Below are 20,826 nucleotides of genomic sequence, written 5' to 3'. Positions count from 1 at the left end.
AGACATGGACAACAACCTTTCACGTCGAGGCGTTCTGACCGCCGGTGGTGTCCTGTTGGCGGGACTGACCATGGGGCTTTCCGCGTGCGCCCAGAAAGACTCCCTTGCAGAGCAGGCCAAGGCGGGGGACAACAAGAACTACGTTGCCGGCGACGGCTCGGTGACCGAATTCGCCAAGGCCGACCGCGCAGCGCCCGTAGCACTCAAGGGCACCCTGTTCAACGGAAATGAAGTCAAGCCCGAGGACCTCAAGGGCAAGGTCACGGTCCTGAACTTCTGGTTTGCTGCCTGCGCTCCCTGCCGGATCGAAGCGCCACAGCTTGAAGCGCTGCACCAGGAATTCAAGGACCAGGGCGTCCAGTTCTTCGGTGTGAACCTCCGCGATGAGAAGGCCACCGCTGATGCCTTCGACAAGACGTTCAAGCTCACCTACCCGAGCTTCAACGACAAGGACGGGTCCGTGCTGCTGTCCGTGTCCGGCATCGTTCCCCCCGGTGCGGTCCCCACCACCTTGGTCCTGGACAAGGAAGGCAAAGTTGCCTCCCGAGTGCTCGGTGAGATTGAAAAGAGCACCTTGAAGGCCCTCATCAGCTCTGCAGTGGCCGAGTAGTCGCCGTGAACAGTCCTTTCGCCGAGACCATCCTTAACGGTTCCCTGCTGCTGGCCGTGCCGGTGGCATTGCTGGCCGGCCTGGTCTCGTTCCTGTCGCCCTGCGTGCTGCCCTTGGTGCCCGGGTACCTCGGGTACGTCACGGGACTGACCGGCGTCGACCTCGAAAAGCAGCGGCGAGGCCGCATGCTGGCGGGGATCGGGCTGTTTGTCCTCGGCTTCTCGGTGATTTTCGTGCTCCTGGGCGGCGCTTTTGGCCAGCTCGGCACACTCCTGACCGGTCCGCAGAACGCCTGGATCACCCAGCTCTTGGGCATTCTGGTGATCATTATGGGCGTGGTGTTCATGGGTGGTTTCGGCTGGTTGCAGCGTGACGCCAAGATCCACGCGAAACCACCGGCAGGTCTGTGGGGTGCGCCGCTGCTTGGACTCACCTTCGGTCTCGGCTGGGCACCATGCATTGGGCCCACCTACTCCGCGGTACAGTTGCTGAGCTTGTCCGGGGGATCCTCGGCTGCCAAGGGGGCGCTGCTGGCGTTCATCTACAGTCTTGGCCTGGGCATCCCGTTCCTCCTGATCGCCCTGGCCGTCCGCCGGGGCATGGGTGTCATGTCCTTTTTCCGCAAGCACCGTTTGGCTATCCAGCGGATCGGCGGAGGCATCCTGATTTTGCTTGGCATCCTGATGGCCACCGGGGTGTGGGGCCACTGGGTGACCGAGTTGCAGTACTGGTTCCAAAACGACGTGAAGTTGCCAATCTGATGAGCGAGTCCGTGAAAGCCAAGAAGAAGTCACCATCCGCCGGCAGTATCAAGGCAGCGGAAGGAAAACTCCAGCAGGCCAAGTCCGACGCCGCGGTACCCGTGCTCGGATTCAAAGGCATGCTCCGGTGGGCCTGGACCCAGCTGACCAGCATGCGCACGGCACTGTTCCTGCTGCTCCTGTTGGCCGTGGGTGCGGTGCCCGGTTCGCTGTTCCCGCAGCGCGCCGCCAACCCTGTCACGGTTACTGAGTGGATCAAGAACAACCCTGCAACCGGGCCGTTCCTGGATGCCCTCCAGATGTTCGATGTCTACTCGTCCGCCTGGTTCTCGGCGATCTACATCCTGCTGTTCATCTCGCTGATCGGCTGCGTGACCCCCCGCGCCATCGCACACTACAAAGCCATGAAGTCCCAGCCGCCGCGCACCCCCAAGCGCCTTTCGCGGCTTCCGGAGTACGGAACCCTGGCGCTGCCCGCCGACGCCGGGATCCCGGCGTCGAAGGCCATCAACGATGCCGCCGGGCTGCTTAAGAAGCGCGGCTACCGCGTTGACGTACGCGACGCCGACGGCGCCCTGCCGTCCCTGGGTGCCGAGCGCGGCTTCCTGAAGGAAGTGGGCAACCTGGTGTTCCACACCTCGTTGATCGGCGTGCTGGTATCCGTGGCGATCGGTGGCCTCTTCGGTTACAGCGGCCAGCGCATCCTGGTGGAAGGCGAAACGTTCGTGAACACCTTGGTGGGCTACGACCAATTCACGCCAGGGACAAACTTCCAGAGCAGCTCGCTTCAGCCCTATTCCGTCCGTTTGGACAAGTTCCAGGCCACTTTCGACCGGGAGTCGCCCAAGAAGACCGGCCAGCCGATTGACTACACGGCCGAGGTGACTACCAAGGAAAACCCGGACGCGCCCGAGCAGAAGGAAGTCCTGAAGGTCAACGACCCCATTTCCCTGGGCGGAACAAGCCTGTACCTCACGGGCAACGGCTATGCACCCGTGGTCACGGTCCGGGACGGTGACGGCAACGTGGCTTTCCAGGGTCCCGTTACGGCGAAAGTCCAGGGCGCCAACTACTACTCGTCCGTGGTCATCAAGGTCCCGGACGGCACGCCCGACCAGCTCGGCTTCAACGGCTTCTTCCTGCCCACGGCCTTCGAGTCGGAACAAGGGATCTCCTTCAGTGCCGACCCCGCTTTGGCGAACCCGCAGTTGAACCTGGATTCCTACTACGGCGATTTGGGCCTGGACGAGGGCACACCCCAGAACGTCTTTGAGCTGGACGTCAAGAACCTCACCCAGCTGAACGGCCGCAAGCTGGAGGCGGGCGGCATCGTCCTTGGCCTGGGCCAGACCGCAACGCTGCCCGAAGGCAAGGGAAGCATCACCTTCGACAGCGTCAAGAAGTACATCGGCGTGGACATCCACCACAACCCCGGCCAGCTGTACGCCCTCATCTTCGGCCTGTTGGCGGTGGGTGGCCTGATGGTTTCCCTGTACGTCAACCGCCGTCGCGTGTGGGTCCGCACCGGAACCCACGAGGACGGCCGCACCATGGTGGAGTACGGCCTGCTGGCACGCGGCGAAGACCACCGCCTCGCCGGAGAAGCAGCAGCATTGCGTGAACTCTTTGCCCGCGAATGGAACATCCCGGAATCACCGGAGCCTCCCGCACCACGAACCGTCTCTTCCTCAACCTCGAAGGACCAGTAATGCCAGCCATCAACGAAACCCTGGGCCAGTACAGCGAGCTGTTCATGCTGTTGGCCGCCGGCACGTACACCGTGGCGTTCATCGCCTTTGCCTGGGATCTGGCGAAGAGCAGCAAGACCTTCCAGGCGGTGGATCTGAAGGCAGCAGCCAGTTCCACCAGCGAAAAGGTAAGCGTTGCCGCCGGCCGCGTTGGAGCTGCCCTGTCGGGTGCCGACGCCGGCGGGCCGGCCGGGCGTGCCGAGCGGCCGACGTCGGGCCTCACCCACGCGGGGGGAACCGCCGCAGGTGACATGAAGTACACCGCTGAACGCCGTGTCCCGGCGCGCGTAGCGGTTGCCCTGACGGTGCTGGGCGTGCTGATCCATGGTGCAGGAGTTGTGACACGTGCGCTGGGTGCCGGTCGTGTGCCGTGGGGCAACATGTACGAGTTCCTCACGACGGGTGCGTTCGTTGCCGTAGCTGTCTTCCTGATCACGCTGATCCGCCGCGACCTGAGGTTCCTGGGCACGTTCGTCCTGGGCTTGGCGATCATCATGCTGGTGGCTGCGTCGGTGTCCTTCTTTACCCCGGTTGGACACTTGGTCCCCGCTTTGCAGAGCTACTGGCTCATCATCCACGTCTCCATCGCAGTTCTGTCATCCGCATTGTTCACCCTGACCTTCGCCATGTCCGTTCTGCAGTTGCTGCAGTCTTACCGGCAGAAGAACCTGAGCGCTGGACGCAACGACAATCTCGCCTTCATGAGCGTGGTTCCCAATGCGCTGAGCCTGGAGAACCTTTCCTACCGCATCAACGCGATCGCCTTCATCGGCTGGACGTTCACGCTCATGTTCGGTGCCATCTGGGCCGAGAAGGCCTGGGGCCGGTTCTGGGGCTGGGACCCCAAGGAAGTCTGGACCTTCGTGATCTGGGTTGTGTACGCAGGCTACCTGCACGCCCGGGCCACCCGTGGTTGGACCGGAACCCGCGCAGCGTGGTTGTCAATCGTTGGATACGCCTGCGTCATCATCAACTTCACGTTGGTAAATACGGTTTTCAACGGCCTGCATTCCTACTCCGGCCTCTAAGGTCCAATCCGGCGCTGAGCAGGAGCTTTACTCCCGTAGTCATCTGCGGCCTCGAGAAATTGACAATTCGGTGTAGCAATTAAGCCTTTTGCGGGCTCATGGCAGGTGCTAACTTGTTCAGGACCCGCTAGTGAAGCAGCCCGCTTGCGCCGTGCCATGCGATCTTTCGAGGTACCAATGAGCTATGTTCTCGCCATTGACGTCGGGACAAGTTACACAGCCGCAGCCCTCATCAAGCCTTCCGGGAGCTCTGCACCCACCCCTGAAATCCTTCCGTTGGGGATACATGGGAATGCTGTGCCCTCGGTGCTTTTCTACGCGGACGACGGCCGGATCCTGGTAGGTGAGGCCGCTGAGCGTCGGGGTTTGGATGATCCCCGGCGTATGGTCAGGGAATTCAAGCGCCGCATCGGCGACTCCGTTCCACTCGCAGTGGGTGAAGCATGGATGTCGCCCGAGGACGTTTACGCCACCATGGCCCGATGGGTGGTGGACAGGGCCGAAGAACGCGAGGGATGTCCGCCGTCGTCGATCGTTCTGACACATCCCGCCGTGTGGGGCGGGCACCGCACCTCAACGGTCCTCGCGGCGTTGAACGCAGCGGGGCTGCGGGATGCGACCCTGATCAGCGAACCGGTTGCGGCCGCCCTGCACTACGCCACCCAAACCCGCGTGGAGGATGGCAGTACCGTTGCCGTGTATGACCTTGGCGGCGGAACATTCGATACCGCCGTCCTGCGAAAGGCGGGTGCCGGCCGCTTCGAGCTCCTGGGCCGTCCCGACGGCATTGAGACCCTTGGCGGCGCGGATTTTGACGCCGCCGTGCTGCGCCACGTGGTCGGTCAGCTCGGAGACGCACTGGCGGGAATCGAACCGGAGGCGCCGGAAAGCAAGGCAGCATTGTCCAGGCTGCGGAGGGAGTGCCGCGAAGCCAAGGAAGCGCTGTCCATGGACAGTGAGGCCAGTATCGCCGTCGCGCTGCGGGGAATCCAGCGGACGCTGCGGCTGGTGCGGTCCGAGTTCGAAGCCCTGATCGAGGCCCCCATCCGGGAAACCGTGCACGCCCTCGAGCGGAGCCTGCGCAGCATGCACATTGAGCCCAAGGACCTGAGTGCCGTGCTGCTCATCGGTGGCTCGTCGCGGATCCCCCTGGTGGCGGAAATGATTTCGGTGGAACTGGACCGGCCTATCGCCGTCGATGCCGACCCCAAGTCCTCCATCTGCCTGGGTGCCGCTGTAGCCGGACTCGGCATGGGAACTGCAGCAGACAAGTACACGGTTGAATCCGCTGCCGCCCTGCCAGCGGCACCCGAGGGAAACGACCCTCCTGAACGGGCCAGGGCCGCACGGCCGCACATCGTCAGCTCCAGGCCTCACTTCGGTGCCGTCAAGGCCGCGGCCACTCCCGGCGGCGCTCACCGTTCCCACGTCCGGCTGGCTGCAGCGGCGGTTGCAGCAGCAACAGCGCTGACCATCGCCACCGCCACAGCGGCACAGAGCCCCGAGGGCAGCGGCATGCTGGCGTCCATGTTCGGAAGCCAGGCTGCCGACGTCATGCGCGGCGACGGCCCCCCGGTTGCCGCAGCGCAAGCCAACGGCGCGGGCGGTGGAGGCGCGGGTGCGGTACCGGCAGTCGGGGGTCCGACGGCGGGACTTGAGGCGAGTGCCAGGGCTGGAGTGACGCGGGCGGGGACAGGGACCGGTAAGAGCCCGGCGCGGTCGGGAAGCACAGGAAACAGCGGCCCGGGCGCAGGATCGGGGACGGCCACAGGTCCGTCAGCCGGGACGGGCGCAGTGGGCACGGGTAACACTGCCGCGACGGGCGGGGCTGCCGCGACAGGCAGTCCGGCAGGAGCTACGACGCCGGGAACGCCCGGGAGCGGCTCCAGCAACCCGCCGGTGTCGACGCCCACCCCGGAGCCTACCGGCGGGGCCGCCAGTGGCCCCACGCCACCTCCCGCAACCACGCCACCCACCGTGCCGCCACCGGCAACCGATCCCACAACGCCTCCTGTGGTTCCAACGGACCCGGTCATTCCGTCGCCGGAACCCACGGTGCCGCAGCCGGAGCCGACAGCGACCCAGGATCCTGTCCCACCGTCGCCCGAACCCACTGTGCCGCAGCCCGAGCCCACCATCCCGCCGGCCACACTCGCCCCCGAACCCCTGCCAACGGAAACAAGTCCGGCTCCGGACCCGGCTCTGACCCCGGCGGTCTGACCCATGGCGGGGCAGGACCATCGACCCCGGCTTTTTTCGTCTGGGCGGGCCGAGCCGCCGCCCGGCCACACGGCCGGCGCCAGGGCGGAAGTGCCAGGCCACCTGGCCGGCGCCAGGGCGGACGTGCCAGGCCGTGAACTGTCCGGTCAGCCTGCCGCAGTCCAGGAGTTGCTGCTGGGGCTGTCCCTGGGGTTTTCCCTCCACTCCCTGCTGCCCGGCAGCCTTGAACACCGCGAAGACCTGGACTCCGTCATCAACCTGGCAGAGGACGCCGGATTGATACTGCCGGACGGATCAGTGGTGGGGACCGTCCACAATGCCCTGCTTGCGAGTACACCGCCGGCTCGCCTCCGAGCACTGCAGAAGGAATTGGTGGACAGGACCGCTGCGGCGGGGCGCCCCTTGGGCGACGTAGCCCGTCAGCTTGCGCGGGACGGCTTTCAGGATCCACGGGTTGCCGCGGAGCTGGAGCATTCTGCGGACGGGGTTCTGGAATCCGATCCGGGCCTCGCGGCCGAACTCTATGCCGAGGCACTGCTCGCCGGGGGACAGGAGAGCACCACCGCAGCCAGGCGGGCACAGGCAGCAGCCGCCTTGGGGGATCTGGACACGGCCGGCAGGATCGTGGACCGGCTGCTGGCAACACCGGATGCCCCGGAGTTGCGCCTCGGAGTTGACGTTGCTGCGGCTGTCTGGGCGCAGCGGGGCATGCTGTCCCGGAGCGCGGACACCTACACCTGGCTGGGGCCGGACAGGATCGGGGGCTCGGCGCCCCTTGCGGCCGTGGCCTCGATTGGTTCGGGCAACGTGGCGGGAGCCAGGCAGTTGGCGGCCGCCGCCCCGCCGGATGGCTCACCCACCCTGTTGGCTGTTGCACTGTCCTTGACCCAGCAGGGACTTCTTCAAACACTGGGGCCCAGGCCGCAACCAGCGCTGCCGGAGCTCATTCGGGCCTCCGACATGATGAACGCGGCCGGCACGTCCATTCCCCTTTTGGAGACTCCGGCGGCCCTCGCAGCGCTGTGCGCCCTGCACACCGGGGAAGCCGGCATCGCGGACACCGTCCTCAAGGCAGCTCTGGCCGCTGGACAGGGAGGCAATACGGCCCGGCCCAGGCTGTTCCTGTTGCAGGCGTGGAGCGCCATGCAGCAGGACAATGCGGACGAAGCCCGCTTGGCGATCAATGAGGCCGTCAAGGCGAACCACTGGCCCCTGACGCCCCGTGATGACTTCCTGCTGGCGGCACTGGATGTCGGCTTGGCACGCCGGGGCAGCGAAGTCCACGAACTGGTACTGGCGTGGGAACGCGCCCGCGAGGCAATGATGCATGTGTCCGTGGACCTGTTCAGCCTCTTGCCGTGGGGAGAGCTCATGATTACCGCCGCACGGTTGAGGGAAACCCGGAGGGTGGGGCATTACCTGGACGGAGTCTGGCATTTCCTTGGCCGGCTGGGGGATGCTCCGTTGTGGTCGGTGCCCCTGCATTGGGCCGGAGTGCAGGCCGCCCTGCTGGGTGAAAGCCCGGCCGGACTTGCCCCGCATGCTGCTGCGCTGGTGCGGGCCTCCGAACACAGCCACCTGGCGTCCGTACTTGCTGCGGCCGGCAAGGCCTGGGTTTCGGTCCTGGCCGGACGGTTTGAAGCGTCCGACGTCGAAACCGCCGCCCGCGGTTTGGCCTCCACAGGGTTGCCGTGGGAAGGCGCACGGCTTGCCGGCCACGCTGCGGCACACGCCGAAGAGCGGCGGGACATGGTACGGCTCCTTGCCTGTGCCCGGGACATCCATCCCCAAGGCGCTTCCGCATCGGCCCCACCTCCAGAGCGGGCCGGCGCCCCGCAAGCTGAAATGTCTTTGCAAGCACCTGCCGGTGACTTTGGGACCCAGGGGGGCCATGACTTGTCCGGCCTCAGCCCCAGGGAGCGTGAAGTGGCCCGGCTCGTCCTGGAAGGCAAGACTTACCGTGAGATCGGCGAGGCCATCTACATCTCTCCCCGCACTGCGGAGCACCATGTGGCCCGCATGCGGCGTCGTTTGGGGGCGGAGAACCGTTCCGAACTTCTGGTCCGCCTGCGCCTGGCGTTGGGGGAGGGGCACCCGCCTCCGTAAGCGCGGCCCCCTCAACCCCCTAACGCAAAACCCGGCAATCCCCTAAAGGCGGGGCACAGGGTAGGGGGACCACCCCCGATGCCCGGTCTTTGGTCCCGGCAATACGTTGAATGCAAGCCCGGCAAAGGCGCCGGGCCAATGTCAAAAACCACAGAATTTGAGGGAGCACTCCAATGCCAACACTCGCACAACAGCTCGTGCAGTTCCTGATGAGCCTGTTCAACGATCCTGACGCCGCGGAAGACTTTGTTCGCGATCCAGAGGCGGCACTCGCCGCAGCCGGCCTGCGTGATGTCTCCTCCGCAGATGTCGACGCCGTCCGCCCGGTGGTCCTCGACTACGCACCCATCAATGCACGGTCGTCCTTCGACCGTGAATACAACACCGGAGGTAACCACGCCACGACCGGCGGCGGACGTCCCGAGCACGACGGCGGCGGATGGAGCGGCGGCGGGCGCCCCGGGCACGATGACGATGACGAGCACGACGGCGGCGGGGGCGCTGGCGGTGCCGGCGGTGGTTGGGGCGGCGGCCACGACGACCACGATGACGAGCACGACGGCGGTGGCGGTGCCGGCGGTGGTTGGGGCGGAGGCCATGACGATCATGATGACGAGCACGACGGCGGTGGCGGTGCCGGCGGTGGTTGGGGAGGCGGCCACGACGACCACGCACACGCCGTCCAGCAGCTTGTCCACGTGGTGAACAACTACTCCTACACCACCACCATCGATGACCGCGACACGATCACCGACCAGTCCGTCAACCAGAACATCTGGGCAGACGGAGACGTCACGCAGTTCTTCAACCAGGATGCCGTCACGGCCTCCGGTGATGGTGCGATTGCCGCCGGTGACGACGTCACGAACTCCGGCAACACCACCACCACAACCACTACTACCAACAACGATGACCACTCCGTGGACAACTCGGTCAACGTCAATACCAGCGGTGACAACAACGACGTCTCCGTAGGCAACGACTACTCGGATCATTCGGTGACCAAGGACTCCTACAACACGGACGATTCCTACAACACTGAGGATTCGTACAACACCGATGTTGATCTGGACGTGGAGATCGAGGATTCATTCAACGAGGACAACTCCAACCACACAACGAACACCACCAACACAACGAATACGACCACCACGACGACCACCACCAACACGGCCACGGATTCGTTCAACGACAACTCCACGGACGTGGATGTCGACCTGGAGGACGTACAAGTGGTGAACGACTCCGTGGTGGTCCAGGACAACGAACTGGACCTGGAGTACTCGCCGGACAACTCCACGAACGTGGAAGTGGACGACGTCAACGTCATCAACGATTCCATCGTGGTGGCAGACAACGAGTTGACCTACACCGAGGACAACTCCACCACCGTGGGCGACGTCGATGTTGACTACACCAACGTCGAGGACAACGTGGTTGTGACCGACAACGAGCTCGATGTCGAGTACAACGACATTGATGATTCGGTGGTGGTTGCCAAGAACGACGTCGACATCGACTGAGGCAGCACCCTCCGCGCAGGAACAACAAGCACAGCGCGGTACCCCAGCAGTGCCCGGCAGGTGGACACCTCCTGCCGGGCACTTCGTGGCCCCCGGACAACGGGTGGCATGTGAGGCAAAGGAAGAACCGTGGCGGAAACTGTACGCATGACCACCCTGGTGGAGCACGGGATAGTACTGGCAGGGGAGCGGAACGACCTCCGGCGGCGCTTGGACAACACGCTCCGACGACTGCAGGACCCCAACGTCAGGGTGATCGTGGTGGGCGAGTTCAAACAAGGAAAGAGCCAGCTCATCAACGCCTTGGTCAACGCTCCTGTGTGCCCGGTGGATGACGACATCGCCACGACGGTTCCCACGCTGGTAAGGCAAGGTGATCCGGCGTCGGCGGTTGTCCTGGTCCCTGCCGCTGATGCGCCCGGAGCGGACGGCAGTACGGACGTCGACGGCGGGGAGGCCCGCCTGGAGCGCAAGCCCGTACCGTTGGCCGAATTGTCGGACTTTGTCTCCGAGAAGGGAAACCCCGGAAACGCCAGGAACATTGTTGCCGCGGAGGTGGCCCTTCCCAGGAAGCTCCTCTCAGGCGGGCTCTGCATTGTGGATTCCCCGGGAGTGGGCGGGCTTGGCTCAACCCATACCCTGACCACGCTCACAGCGCTGCCCTCGGCGCACGCCATGCTTTTTGTCTCAGACGCGTCCCAGGAGTACACCGAACCGGAAATGCGCTTCCTCCGGCAGGCGATGCGGGTAAGCCCCAACGTGGGCTGCGTACTGTCCAAAACAGACCTCTACCCGGCCTGGCGCCAGATCGCTGAGCTGGACAAAGGGCACCTGGCCGACGTCGGGCCCGGCATCCCGCTGTTTCCTGTCTCCTCGGAGCTCCGTCTTCAGGCCGCGAGGCTCCAGGACAGTGAGTTGAACAACGAATCCGGATTCCCCGAGCTGGTCTCCTATCTGCGAAACACCATCGTTGCGGAGGCCGCCATCATCCAGCGTCGATCCGTAGGCAACGACCTCATGTCGGTTACCGGGAACCTCATGCTGGCGTTGCGGTCAGAACTTGGAGCACTGGAAAATCCCGAAGACACACCGCAGATGATCGCCGGCCTGAAGGCGGCCAAGGAAGACGCGGACGCGCTCCGCAAGAAGTCCGCCCGATGGCAGACCACCCTGAACGACGGCATCGGCGATCTCATTGCGGACATGGAATATGACCTCAAGGACCGTCTCCGGCGGATACAACGCGAGGCCGAGGCAGCCATTGACCAGGGCGATCCCGGCCCCGCGTGGGAACAGTTCGCCAAGTGGCTTGAACAAAGTGTTGCCGCTGCTGTGTCCGACACCTTCGTGTGGACCAGCGAGCGGGCCCAGTGGCTGGCCGGACAGGTGGCGGAGCATTTTTCCGAGGACGAAGTGGCCTTGCCTGCCTTCCACGTCGCTGACACCGGCGGCGTGCTTGACCCCGTGGCAGAGATCCAGGACATGGAAGACGGCCGCATGGGACCGGTACAGAAGATCCTGATCGGCATGCGCGGCTCCTATGGCGGGGTGCTGATGTTCGGGCTGTTGACGGGTTTGTTCGGCTTGGCCCTGATCAACCCCCTGTCTGTGGGGGCAGGCCTCATGCTGGGCCGCAAAGCGTACAGGGAGGAACAGGAAGCACGACTGAAACGCCGGCAGTCAGAAGCCAAGATCCTGGTGCGGAAACAGGTGGACGACGTCGTATTCCAGGTGGGCAAGCAGCTCAAGGACCGCTTGAGGCTGGTTCAGCGGGCAACCCGGGACCACTTCACCGACATCGCGGAGGAACACCACCGTTCCCTTACCGAATCCGTGGCTGCGGCGCAGAAGGCCGCAGCAACGTACGCTGCGGAGCGGGACCTGCGGATCAAGGAGATCAAAAACCAGCTCAAAGCCGTGGACACCCTGCATGCGGTTGCCCGGCAACTCCAGGAGGAGGGGGCCGACGGACAGCACCCGGTGCCGGCGTCGTCCACGGTTCCGGCGGGATGAACGAACCGGGTATCGCCGGCGCAGCGGAGCTCCTCCGGCAAGCACGCGAGGTCTTCCAGGGGGACCCGGCCGCCCTGGCTGTCCTGGACGAGCTCGACCAACGCCTCGCCGGGCCGTTACGCATAGCCATCGCCGGGATGGTCAAAGCCGGAAAGTCCACCCTTCTCAATGCCATCATCGGCGAGGAGATCGCCCCCACCGACGCGGGTGAGTGCACCAGGATCGTCACCTGGTACCGCTACGGGCACGCCCCTCGCATCACCCTGCACCCGTTGGCCGGCGGACCCCAGGCTCTGCCGGTGAACCGTGAAGATGGCCGCCTGGTGTTTTCATTGGGGGGATTCCAGGCAGAGGATGTGGAAAAGCTGGTAGTTGATTGGCCCGCGGCCAGCCTCCGGGACCTCACCCTGATCGACACCCCGGGCATCGCTTCCCTGTCCAGGGACGTGTCCGGGAGGTCCACGGCTTTCCTGCTTCCCGAAGACGCTCCCACTGCGGCCGACGCCGTCATCTACTTGATGCGGCACCTGCACGCCTCGGATATCCGGTTCCTGGAATCGTTCAAGGACACCGCCGCAGGGAAGTCCGGGACCGTCAACGCACTGGCTGTGCTCTCACGCGCAGACGAGATAGGAGCCGGCAGGATAGATGCGCTCATCTCGGCTGCCGTGATCGCCGACAGATACAGCCGGGACGAAAACCTCAAACCTCTTGCCTTGGGAGTGGTACCCGTTGCGGGGCTGCTGGCGCAGAGCTCCCGGACAATGCGCCAAAACGACGTCGACGCCCTCATGCTCCTGGCGCGCATGGAACGGGCCCAGCGCGAAAAGATGATGCTTTCTGTTGATCGCTTTGTCCGTGCCGACGGACCGGACGGAGTGGAGCCCGCGCTGAAGGCTTCCCTGGTTCAACGGTTCGGCCTGTTCGGGATCCGGCTGGCAGTGGCCCTGATCCGGGGCGGAATCACCCATCCGACTGAACTGGCGCACGAATTGGCGCGACGCAGTGGGTTGGGCCGTTTGCTGGACACCGTGGCCTCGCTGTTCCAGACCCGGGCCGACGCCCTCAAGGCGCGTGCCGCCGTCGTAGGTTTGGAAGCATTACTGGGCGGCTCCCAACCGGGCCAGGCAGCCGTCTTCGAACCGGCACTGGAACAGTTGCTTGCCGGGACACATGAATTCCGGGAACTGAGGCTCCTGGGCTCCCTGCGGACCGGTGGGGTGGTCCTGCCACCCGGGCAGGCGGAGGAAGCCGAGCGGCTGGTGGGCGGCCGGGGCAACCTTCCGTTCCAGCGGCTGGGACTAACCCCGGAAGCTGGCACGGAGGAGATCGCGCGGGAAACCCGGAGCACCCTGGACCGTTGGCGGCAGATCGCCGAAAACCCGCTGTTGGTAGAGTCGTCGGCGGTGGACGCCTGCCGGGTGGTGCTGCGCAGCTGCGAAGGTATCCTGGCGGCTATGCCCGCCGTCCGCTGAGCAGCCAGGCGGATGTGGAAGGCAGGAAAAGCAGGATCAAGCCGGCTGCCGCCAGGATGAATTGCGCGGCGAGGAGAACCATGGCCATGACGCCGTCATTGCCCGGAGCCACCACATAGTCCGCTGTGATCACGGTGACCACCGCGTGGAGGAGGACCAGGGGAGCCAGAGCCCACCGGGGCCACGTGCGTAGCCTGAAGAGGATTGCCAGAAGGACAGCTTCCATCGCCACCACCCCTGCGATCATGGCCAGGCTGCCGAGGAATACGACGGCGGTGGCCCCGTCGACGGCTTTGGCGTCGCCGTCCGGGACCATGGACTGGATAATGCCCTTCAAACGCTCAAAATGAGCGTCCCTGCCGAGGAATCCCGTGAACACGACCGCGATGCCGGCCACGAAACTTGCCAGCCACAGCGAACGGGACAACCGGGCCGGGCCGGGAGGCTTCACGGCCACGGGTATGGGAGGCGGCGTGGAAAGGGACATGCCGGGGCGCTGAGGTGGAGCCGGTGGCCCGCTGACTGATGGCGTGGAGGGTGTCTGCCGTGAACCATCAGCTTGCTGGGCCATGTTCGCCTACTTCAGCTCGTCGGTATCATGCGTATCCGGCTCACCGCGTTTGGCATCATCCGTGCCTGACGACGTGTCCCGGAGTTTGCGCTCCTTGGCTTCGAGATCGGCCTTGAGCTTCTTCAGGCGGTCCTCTTCGGCTTGGTTGCGGCGTCGGGTCTCCAGGTTGCGGAGGAACTCGGGGTCGTCGTCCGGTGCGGTGGGGTGGCGCCGTACAGGCGTGGCTGTGGGTTTGTTGTACGGACGGCCGAAAATGAACCACAGAACGGCACCCAGCAACGGCAGGACGATCATCACAATGATCCATGCCGTTTTCGAAATGCCGCGGGTCTGGTGACGGTCCGTGCGTATGACATCCACCAGGGCATAGACGAAGACAACAAGAACGACGACGACGCCTATAACGCGGAGCATGCATCAAGTCTAGTGCCCGGAAGCCGTTCGCTGGACGCCCTCTTTGGGCCGTGACCAGAGTGCAACCATCCGGGCGGCTAAACTTGGATGGTGGCTTTCCTGAAGTATTCCCTCATCCGCCTGGCGCTGTTCGTGCCGTTGTTCATTATCTTCGCCCTTTTGCAGGTGGGTCTGCTGCCGGCGGCGATCTTCGCAGGGCTCATGGCCTTCGCCATCAGCTACCTGTTCTTCCAGAAACAGCGCGACGCCGCCACGGCCGCCATGCGCGAGCGTTTCTCCGGGCGAGCCAAGCCCATCCGCACCGCCGGCGAGGTTGAAGACGCCGAAGCTGAGGACAGCCTGGTGGAGAAGAACCCGGACATTGCAGTCAACAACGACAAGCGTCCCGGCACGGTTTAGGCAATTCAAACGAAGAACGCCCCTCAGAACATTTCTGAGGGGCGTTCTTTGTTGTGAAGCCTAGAAGCCGCGGCTCAGGATGAGCCCCAGCGAGAACAACAAGCTGTAGCCGAGGTTGATCAGGCCGGTCTGCTTGAGCACCGGGATCAGGCTCTTGCGCTTCTTGCCGTTGACCATCAGCCATGCAGGCATGAGGCAGGCGGGGATCAGCAAGAGCACGATCAACATCCACGGCTTGGTAGGCGCCAGGACGATCACCAGCAGGATGGACACGGCGAGCATCAGCACGTAGCTTTCGCGGGCATGCCGGTCGCCCAGACGAACCGCCAAGGTCCGCTTTCCTGCCGCAGTGTCCGTAGGGATGTCCCGGACGTTGTTGGCCATCAGCAAGGCGCAGGCGATGAGGCCGGTACCTATGGCGCCGATGACTGCCGCCAGGCTGACCTGGCCGGCCTGGGTGTAGGTGGTCCCGAGGGTGGCTACCAGTCCGAAGAACACAAAGACAAAGACGTCGCCCAGGCCCAGGTAGCCGTAAGGGTTCTTCCCGCCCGTGTAACCCCACGCGGCAAGGACGCAGCCGATACCCACCAGGATGAGCCACCAGGTCTGGGTAATGATCACCAGGATGAGACCGCACAGCATCGCAGCGCCGAACAGGGCGAAAGCTGCCCATTTCACCTGTTCCGGCTTCGCTGCCCCGGAACCCACCAGGCGCAGCGGGCCAACCCGGTCTTCATCGGTTCCGCGGATGCCGTCGGAGTAGTCGTTGGCGTAGTTGACGCCGATTTGAAGCAGAAGCGCGACGAGCGCCGCGAGGATCGCGTTCGGCAGCCGGAAAGCATGGAGCTCGTACGCCGCTGCCGAACCGATCAGGACCGGCGCAATTGCCGCGGGCAGGGTGCGGAGCCGGGCTCCTTGGATCCATTGTGCAGCTGTCGCCACGTGTAATACCTCGTGTGTTTCGCGTTTGATCCCAGTTGGGGGGAAGAATCAGTTGGGGGAAGAACTTGTCTATTGTCCCTGATGCAGATTGGAAAGCTGTTCAATCATGGCCAGCCTGTCCGGTTTTCCGTTCGGCAGCATCAGTAAATCCTTGTCGGCAAGCACCGTTTTGGGTGCCAGGACGCCCAGGACGGCTTCCCGCCGGGCCGTGAAACCTTTAATGCCTTCGGGGCTCGGGTCGGCGACAGCCACGTAGGCTGCAACAGCCTGGCCCCATTCCCGCGAGGGGACGCCGGCGACGAAAGCCGCGTTGACGCCGTCGAGCTCTTCCAGCTTGCTTTGGATGTAGGCGGCGGAAGCCTTGACGCCGCCGGTGATGATGACGTCGTCGGCACGCCCCAGTACGGTGAGTTTGCCGTCGGGGGACAGTTCACCGAGGTCGCCGGTGACGTACCAGCGTGTGCCGTCCTCTTCGAAGAAAGCGTCGGGACCGGCGTCCAGGTAGCCCGCTGCCACAGTGTCGCCACCCAGCAGGACGCGGCCTTCCAGTTCGCCGTCACCGATCCGGATTTCGACGCCGTCCAGCGGCTCGCCGTCGTAAACGCACCCGCCGCACGTCTCGGCTGAGCCGTAGGTGGTAACCACCTTCAGGCCCTCCGCCCGGGCGGTGGCGAGGAGCCCGGGTGATGCCGGTGCGCCGCCCAGCAGGATGGCGTTGAAACGGCGCAGGACGGCGAGGGTTTCGGGTGCGGGGGAGTCCAGGAGCCGCTGCAGCTGCGTAGGTACCAGCGAGGTGAACCGGATCTTGTCCGTCAGTTCCTCCGCCGCGGCGGTGAAAGCCTCCGGCGTGAAGCCGTTGGACTGGTCCATTACCCACGGCCGGGTCCCCGCGTAGAGCGAACGGACCAGCACCTGCACGCCGGCCACGTACTGCAGGGGCAGTGCCAGCAGCCACTGGCCTTCGCCGCGCAGCGCCATGGCGGTTGCCACCGACGACGCCGCGAGGGCATCGACGGTCAGGACGGTTGCTTTGGGTGCACCCGTGGAACCGGAGGTGCGGACCACCACTGCGGCATCGTCGACGCCGGTCTCCACAGGGACGGCTTTCGGCTCGCCGTCGCCGTCCACGACGATTTCCACGGCGGGACCCTCGCCGTGGAGGGCGGCCATCAGGGCTTTGAGAACAGGATCGACGTTCACAGGGGAGTCCTAGAAGTAGTAGGGGAAGCTGGACCAGTCGGGATCGCGCTTCTGGAGGAACGCTTCTTTGCCCTCCACGGCCTCGTCGGTCATGTAGGCCAGGCGCGTGGCTTCCCCGGCGAAGACCTGCTGCCCGGCCAGGCCGTCGTCGGCCAGGTTGAACGCGAACTTGAGCATCCTGATGGCCTGCGGGGACTGGCGTGCGATGTCCGCGGCGTATTCAAGGGCTACTTCTTCGAGGCGCTCGTGGTCCACAGCCTCGTTCACGGCGCCCATGCGGACCATGTCCTCGGCGGAATATTCGCGGGCCAGGAAGAAGATCTCCCGCGCGGCTTTCTGGCCGATCTGGCGGGCCAACAGCGCAGAGCCGTATCCGGCGTCGAAACTTCCTACGGTCGCGTCCGTCTGCTTGAACTTGCCGTGCTGGCGGGAGGCGATGGTGAGGTCGCTGACTACGTGCAGGGAGTGCCCGCCGCCGGCCGCCCAACCGTTGACGACGGCGATGACCACCTTGGGCATGGTCCGCATGAGCCGCTGGACTTCCAGGATGTGGAGGCGGCCTGCTCGGGCGGGGTCGATGAATTCGGCGGAGTCCCCCTCTGCGCCTTCCACTTGGTAGCGGTAGCCGTCACGGCCGCGGATCCGCTGGTCGCCACCGGAACAGAACGAGTGTCCGCCGTCCTTCTCCGAGGGGCCGTTGCCGGTGAGCAGAACGGTGGCGACGTCGGGGGTCATGCGGGCGTGGTCCATGGCCCGGTAGAGCTCGTCCACTGTGCCCGGACGGAAGGCATTGCGGACTTCGGGGCGGTTGAAGGCGATGCGGACTGTGGGGAGGTCCTTGACGGTGCCGTCCGCTGAAGGCTCAACCTGCCGGTGGTAAGTCATGTCCTTGAAGTCGTCGAAGCCGGAAACTGTGCGCCAGCGCGAGGGGTCAAAGATGTCGGAAACCTTGGCAGGGAGATCAGTGTTCACATACCGAGTCTAGTAATGGCCTTAGCTGATGCAGAACTCGTTGCCTTCCGGGTCCGCCATGGTGTGCCATTCGTGGGGTCCCTGGCTGGCGGTCCAGAGGTGCTTGGCGCCGCGGGCCTCGAGCTCCTTGCGCACAACGTCCTTGTCGCGGCCGTCCAGTCGGACATCCCAGTGCACCCGGTTTTTGACGGTCTTTTCATTGGGATCCGTCTGGAACAGGATCCGCCGCCCGGTCGTGGGAGTGGTGTCCCCGGCGGGGATGATCGCGCAACCTTCGGCCCACACCAGCTTGCCGTTGTGGATGATGGTCTGGTCTTCGGTGGCATAACCCTGCTCGATCATGGAGCGGATGAAGGCCTCATCCTGTGGCTCAACGCTCCATTCGAGGGTTTGGGCCCACCAATCGGCGAGGTCGTGGGGCTTCTTGCAGTCGACTACTACCTGGATGTTGAGTGTCATGCCCACCAAGCTATTCCGACGGCGGGTGGCTGGGTAGCGGGATGCGGTCAGTTTCCGTCCGGGTTACCCAGCTGGGTCGCAGATCAGGTCGTTCCCAGCGCTCAGAACGACCTGATCTGCGAGCTACTTGGACAGGAGTTCGGGCGGGACTGCATAGATCAGGACGACGGCCATGAGGTTCTTGGCGGCGTGAACAAAGTAGGAAAACATTAGATTTTTGCCGGTCCAGACGTAGACGGCTACCAGCACTGCGGCCATGCCCAAATAGGGCGCCAGGGCGGACAGCACCAGCCCCTCACGGCCCACCACGTGGATCGATGCGAAGACGAGCACCGAGATCACGCAGCAGATCCAGATGTTCACATGCTGCGACAACTTGCCGATCAGGAGATGGCGGAACAGGTATTCCTCAACGAACGGCCCCAGCACCACCAGCAGGGGAACCATCAGCCAGGCCGGAACGTGTTGCAGCAGCCCCTGGATTCCCAACTGGTTCTCGGAGCTCTGGGCGGTCCCGAACGCCGCCACGAGCAGAGCCGTGAGGATGAGCATCACCACGATCGCCAAGGGAATCATGCCCAGGGTGAACCACGGACGCGTTCCCAGGATCTTGAGGTCCCGCCCCACCACGCGCCAGGCTGACGCCACGGCAAATATTCCGACGCCGGCATAAAAGATAGCGTTGACGGCATAGGACGCGGTGGCCGGGTCGGTGAACAGCTGAAGCATCAGCCTCTCGACAGCTTCACCGCTGACCGTGAAGTACACGGTGAATCCGAGATAAACGGCTACGGCCAAGGCATCCAGGGCAGTGAATCTGTACAAAGATGCCTTGGTGTGAAGAGTGCCCATGGGTCAAGCCTAGCTTTGCTGCCCGATGCTCCGGATCAGGTGAGGCCCGACCTCAGGACTGCCCTGTGAGGGTGAGGGTGATGAGGACGCAGTTCAAACCGACGATCAGCACGGCACTGGTCCAACCTGCGATTTTCAGCGGCATGCTGTCGGCGTGGAGGCCCATGACGTCCTTCTTGCCGGTGAGCCTGATAAGGGGAATCAACGCGAAGGGGATACCGAAGCTGAGCAGCACCTGGCTCAGCACCAAAGCGAGTGTCGGCTCAATGCCCGCGCCCAGGACGATCAGCGCAGGGATCAGGGTGATGACACGGCGGGTGAGCAGGGGAATGCGGACTTTGAGGAGACCGCCCATGATGGTCGCGCCGGCGTAGCAACCAACCGAGGTGGATGCCAGCCCGGACGCCAGGAGCCCGATTGCGAAGATCACGCCGATGGCTGGGCCCAATGCGGATGTCACTGCGGCGTGGGCGCCTGCGATGGTGTCCGTGCCTTCTATGCCGCGCAGGCTGGAGGCGGCGAGCAGGAGCATCGATATGTTGACGACTCCGGCCAGCAGCAGGGCGCCGACGACGTCCGTGCGGGTGGCGCGGATCAGCTTGGTCCGGATGACGGGGTCGGGGGAGAAGCCATGCCGGTCACGGGCAAGTGCCGAGTGGAGGTAGATCGCGTGGGGCATCACTGTGGCGCCAAGCATGCTCGCTGCCAGAAGGATGGTGTCCGTGCCTTCAAAACGCGGAACCAACCCGCCAAAGGCGCTGCCGGCATCAGGGGGATTGACGAACAGTCCGGACACGAAGCCCACGGCGATGATCCCCAGGAGAACCAGGATGGCGTATTCGAACGAGCGCTGGCCCCGCCGCGACTGCAGTGCCAGGAGCAACATGGAAGCGACGCCGACAATCACTCCTCCGGCAAGCAGCGGGATTCCGAACAGCAGGTTCAAGGCCACGGCTCCACCGATGACCTCTGCCATGTCCGTGGCGCCGGCGACGACCTCCGCTTGCAGCCAATACAGGCGCCGGCGCTTGTTTCCGAGCCGCTTGCCCAGGATCTCCGGCAGGCTCATGCCCGTGGCGAGGCCGAGTTTGGCTGACTGGTATTGGACCAGGACTGCCATGGCGTTCGCTACCACCAGTACCCAGACCAGCAGGTAGCCATAGTTGGCACCGGCTGTGAGGTTGGCTGCGACGTTTCCGGGATCCACGTAGGCGATTGCGGCAACGAAGGCTGGTCCCAGGAGCAGGAGCCGGGACCATACTTTGCCGGATGTGGCACGTGTTTCCAGGGCGGGTGCAGCCATTGGGGTTCCTCATCGTTGGGGGGGGGTACTCACTAAGAGGATAGCGAAATTTAGGCATACCGAAAAGTTTTATTTAGGCAATCCATTGGAGAACCTCCCTGCCAACTGCAACGCGGGGTCAGATATGGCCCATCCGGAGGCCAAACATGGGCCATATCTGACCCCGCGTTGCTTTGAGGGGGAGGGGTGTTGTTGCCTGCGTCACGGGCCTTCCGGTTAATCCCGTAAGA

Annotated in this window: 18 protein-coding genes; 10 read left to right on the top strand and 8 right to left on the bottom strand. The window is 64.4% G+C overall.

Annotated elements, in window-relative coordinates; genetic code table 11:
* Positions 1 to 4: 4 nt before the first annotated feature.
* The 9 genes from IEY62_RS04145 (at position 5) to IEY62_RS04105 (ending at position 13,484) form a co-directional block, all read left to right on the top strand.
* Positions 5 to 610 (top strand): TlpA family protein disulfide reductase, encoded by a 606-nt coding sequence (locus IEY62_RS04145; RefSeq protein ID WP_189014162.1) that lies wholly within the window; start codon positions 5 to 7, stop codon positions 608 to 610.
* A gap of 5 nt (positions 611 to 615) precedes the next feature.
* Positions 616 to 1,371 carry a cytochrome c biogenesis CcdA family protein gene (locus IEY62_RS04140; RefSeq protein WP_189014160.1) on the top strand — a complete coding sequence of 252 codons (756 nt, stop codon included), beginning with the start codon at positions 616 to 618 and terminating at the stop codon, positions 1,369 to 1,371.
* Positions 1,371 to 3,080 carry a cytochrome c biogenesis protein ResB gene (resB, locus tag IEY62_RS04135; RefSeq protein WP_189014158.1) on the top strand — a complete coding sequence of 570 codons (1,710 nt, stop codon included), beginning with the start codon at positions 1,371 to 1,373 and terminating at the stop codon, positions 3,078 to 3,080. Before IEY62_RS04140 ends, resB begins: the two co-directional genes overlap by 1 nt.
* Positions 3,080 to 4,147: a c-type cytochrome biogenesis protein CcsB gene (gene ccsB / locus IEY62_RS04130; protein WP_189014156.1), complete on the top strand. Its 1,068-nt coding sequence runs from the start codon at positions 3,080 to 3,082 to the stop codon at positions 4,145 to 4,147. Before resB ends, ccsB begins: the two co-directional genes overlap by 1 nt.
* 177 nt (positions 4,148 to 4,324) lie before the next feature.
* Entirely contained in the window at positions 4,325 to 6,367 is a 2,043-nt protein-coding gene (locus tag IEY62_RS04125; protein WP_189014154.1) for an Hsp70 family protein, read from the top strand.
* A gap of 3 nt (positions 6,368 to 6,370) precedes the next feature.
* Positions 6,371 to 8,473, top strand: coding sequence for a LuxR C-terminal-related transcriptional regulator (locus tag IEY62_RS04120; RefSeq protein WP_189014152.1), 2,103 nt, complete (start codon positions 6,371 to 6,373; stop codon positions 8,471 to 8,473).
* Between the two features lie 173 nt (positions 8,474 to 8,646).
* A complete protein-coding gene (locus tag IEY62_RS04115; RefSeq protein ID WP_189014150.1) occupies positions 8,647 to 9,996 on the top strand; it encodes an IniB N-terminal domain-containing protein in 1,350 nt (449 codons plus the stop codon).
* Positions 9,997 to 10,125: 129 nt separating this feature from the next.
* Positions 10,126 to 12,009 (top strand): dynamin family protein, encoded by a 1,884-nt coding sequence (locus tag IEY62_RS04110; protein WP_189014148.1) that lies wholly within the window; start codon positions 10,126 to 10,128, stop codon positions 12,007 to 12,009.
* On the top strand, positions 12,006 to 13,484 hold the full coding sequence (locus IEY62_RS04105; protein WP_189014145.1) for a dynamin family protein: 1,479 nt from the start codon (positions 12,006 to 12,008) through the stop codon (positions 13,482 to 13,484). The genes IEY62_RS04110 and IEY62_RS04105 overlap by 4 nt, the downstream gene beginning before the upstream one ends.
* Here IEY62_RS04105 and IEY62_RS04100 read toward each other — a convergent pair.
* Positions 13,465 to 14,055 carry a hypothetical protein gene (locus IEY62_RS04100; RefSeq protein ID WP_189014142.1) on the bottom strand — a complete coding sequence of 197 codons (591 nt, stop codon included), beginning with the start codon at positions 14,053 to 14,055 and terminating at the stop codon, positions 13,465 to 13,467. The genes IEY62_RS04105 and IEY62_RS04100 overlap by 20 nt on opposite strands.
* A 6-nt stretch (positions 14,056 to 14,061) precedes the next feature.
* Positions 14,062 to 14,469, bottom strand: coding sequence for a PLD nuclease N-terminal domain-containing protein (locus tag IEY62_RS04095; protein WP_189014140.1), 408 nt, complete (start codon positions 14,467 to 14,469; stop codon positions 14,062 to 14,064).
* Positions 14,470 to 14,556: 87 nt separating this feature from the next.
* On the opposite strand from IEY62_RS04095, the gene IEY62_RS04090 reads away from it, so the two are divergent.
* A complete protein-coding gene (locus IEY62_RS04090; RefSeq protein ID WP_189014138.1) occupies positions 14,557 to 14,868 on the top strand; it encodes a DUF4229 domain-containing protein in 312 nt (103 codons plus the stop codon).
* 60 nt (positions 14,869 to 14,928) lie between these two features.
* Here IEY62_RS04090 and IEY62_RS04085 read toward each other — a convergent pair whose 3' ends face one another.
* From IEY62_RS04085 to IEY62_RS04060, 6 genes are all read right to left on the bottom strand, one after another.
* On the bottom strand, positions 14,929 to 15,810 hold the full coding sequence (locus IEY62_RS04085; protein WP_079580932.1) for a 1,4-dihydroxy-2-naphthoate polyprenyltransferase: 882 nt from the start codon (positions 15,808 to 15,810) through the stop codon (positions 14,929 to 14,931).
* Positions 15,811 to 15,879: 69 nt separating this feature from the next.
* Positions 15,880 to 17,010 (bottom strand): AMP-binding protein, encoded by a 1,131-nt coding sequence (locus IEY62_RS04080; protein ID WP_189014136.1) that lies wholly within the window; start codon positions 17,008 to 17,010, stop codon positions 15,880 to 15,882.
* A gap of 9 nt (positions 17,011 to 17,019) precedes the next feature.
* Positions 17,020 to 17,982 carry a 1,4-dihydroxy-2-naphthoyl-CoA synthase gene (locus IEY62_RS04075; protein ID WP_189014133.1) on the bottom strand — a complete coding sequence of 321 codons (963 nt, stop codon included), beginning with the start codon at positions 17,980 to 17,982 and terminating at the stop codon, positions 17,020 to 17,022.
* 21 nt (positions 17,983 to 18,003) lie between these two features.
* The gene (locus IEY62_RS04070) at positions 18,004 to 18,441 is read right to left on the bottom strand and encodes a VOC family protein (RefSeq protein WP_189014131.1); all 438 of its coding nucleotides are present in this window, start codon (positions 18,439 to 18,441) and stop codon (positions 18,004 to 18,006) included.
* Positions 18,442 to 18,564: 123 nt separating this feature from the next.
* Positions 18,565 to 19,293: a CPBP family intramembrane glutamic endopeptidase gene (locus IEY62_RS04065; RefSeq protein WP_189014129.1), complete on the bottom strand. Its 729-nt coding sequence runs from the start codon at positions 19,291 to 19,293 to the stop codon at positions 18,565 to 18,567.
* Positions 19,294 to 19,345: 52 nt separating this feature from the next.
* Entirely contained in the window at positions 19,346 to 20,596 is a 1,251-nt protein-coding gene (locus IEY62_RS04060; protein WP_189014127.1) for an Nramp family divalent metal transporter, read from the bottom strand.
* Between the last annotated feature and the right edge of the window lie 230 nt (positions 20,597 to 20,826).

The sequence above is a fragment of the Paenarthrobacter histidinolovorans genome (genome assembly GCF_014647595.1).
Lineage (GTDB): Bacteria > Actinomycetota > Actinomycetes > Actinomycetales > Micrococcaceae > Arthrobacter > Arthrobacter histidinolovorans.
The sequence above is the reverse complement of the archived record's forward strand: the minus strand, read 5'-3'. Positions and strand labels throughout refer to the sequence as shown.

Excerpts from the sequence above, each read along its gene's own strand:
- IEY62_RS04125 (WP_189014154.1), top strand. The coding sequence starts at position 4,325 with ATGAGCTATGTTCTCGCCATTGACGTCGGGACAAGTTACACAGCCGCA.
- IEY62_RS04060 (WP_189014127.1), bottom strand. The coding sequence starts at position 20,596 with ATGGCTGCACCCGCCCTGGAAACACGTGCCACATCCGGCAAAGTATGG.
- ccsB (WP_189014156.1), top strand. The coding sequence starts at position 3,080 with ATGCCAGCCATCAACGAAACCCTGGGCCAGTACAGCGAGCTGTTCATG.
- IEY62_RS04095 (WP_189014140.1), bottom strand. The coding sequence starts at position 14,469 with ATGCTCCGCGTTATAGGCGTCGTCGTCGTTCTTGTTGTCTTCGTCTAT.
- IEY62_RS04065 (WP_189014129.1), bottom strand. The coding sequence starts at position 19,293 with ATGGGCACTCTTCACACCAAGGCATCTTTGTACAGATTCACTGCCCTG.
- IEY62_RS04070 (WP_189014131.1), bottom strand. The coding sequence starts at position 18,441 with ATGACACTCAACATCCAGGTAGTAGTCGACTGCAAGAAGCCCCACGAC.
- IEY62_RS04105 (WP_189014145.1), top strand. The coding sequence starts at position 12,006 with ATGAACGAACCGGGTATCGCCGGCGCAGCGGAGCTCCTCCGGCAAGCA.
- IEY62_RS04145 (WP_189014162.1), top strand. The coding sequence starts at position 5 with ATGGACAACAACCTTTCACGTCGAGGCGTTCTGACCGCCGGTGGTGTC.
- IEY62_RS04120 (WP_189014152.1), top strand. The coding sequence starts at position 6,371 with ATGGCGGGGCAGGACCATCGACCCCGGCTTTTTTCGTCTGGGCGGGCC.
- IEY62_RS04100 (WP_189014142.1), bottom strand. The coding sequence starts at position 14,055 with ATGGCCCAGCAAGCTGATGGTTCACGGCAGACACCCTCCACGCCATCA.
- IEY62_RS04090 (WP_189014138.1), top strand. The coding sequence starts at position 14,557 with ATGGTGGCTTTCCTGAAGTATTCCCTCATCCGCCTGGCGCTGTTCGTG.
- IEY62_RS04115 (WP_189014150.1), top strand. The coding sequence starts at position 8,647 with ATGCCAACACTCGCACAACAGCTCGTGCAGTTCCTGATGAGCCTGTTC.
- resB (WP_189014158.1), top strand. The coding sequence starts at position 1,371 with ATGAGCGAGTCCGTGAAAGCCAAGAAGAAGTCACCATCCGCCGGCAGT.